Annotated in this window: 1 protein-coding gene; it reads right to left on the reverse strand. The window is 42.4% G+C overall.

Annotation, left to right across the window (positions count from 1 at the left end; all coding sequences use genetic code 11):
- A partial coding sequence (gene gloA, locus AACS98_RS22480; RefSeq protein WP_066384315.1) for a lactoylglutathione lyase occupies nt 1-390 on the reverse strand: 390 nt, incomplete at its 3' end.
- Between the last annotated feature and the right edge of the window lie 100 nt (nt 391-490).

Genomic DNA, 490 nt, shown 5'->3' on the forward strand with positions numbered 1-490 from the left:
TCCTTGAGTTCCTAATTGGATTAGCTCAATTTTGTATCCGTTTGGGTCTTCTACAAAAGCAATGACTGTAGAACCGTGTTTCATTGGCCCTGGTTCTCTTACTACTTTACCGCCACGATTTTTAATTTGCTCACAAGTCGAGTAGATATCATCTACACCAATGGCAATATGACCGTAAGCATTTCCTAATTCGTATTTGTCTACGCCCCAGTTGTAAGTTAATTCTATGACTGTGTTATCGCTTTCGTCGCCATAACCAATAAAGGCGAGGGTAAATTCCCCACTGGGATAATCTTTCTGTCGCAGTAACTTCATCCCTAAGACATCACAGTAGAATTTTAAGGACTCTTCGAGATTACCTACCCGTAGCATTGTATGTAGTAAGCGCATATAGACCTTATCTGTGAGTGTGTTTACCTGCCAACATTTTACAGGGGACTGGGGATTGGGGATGAGGGGGATGTAGCTTGCTTCTCTTACGAGACGCTAC

This window comes from Anabaena sp. CA = ATCC 33047, from assembly GCF_963870205.1.
GTDB lineage: Bacteria > Cyanobacteriota > Cyanobacteriia > Cyanobacteriales > Nostocaceae > Trichormus.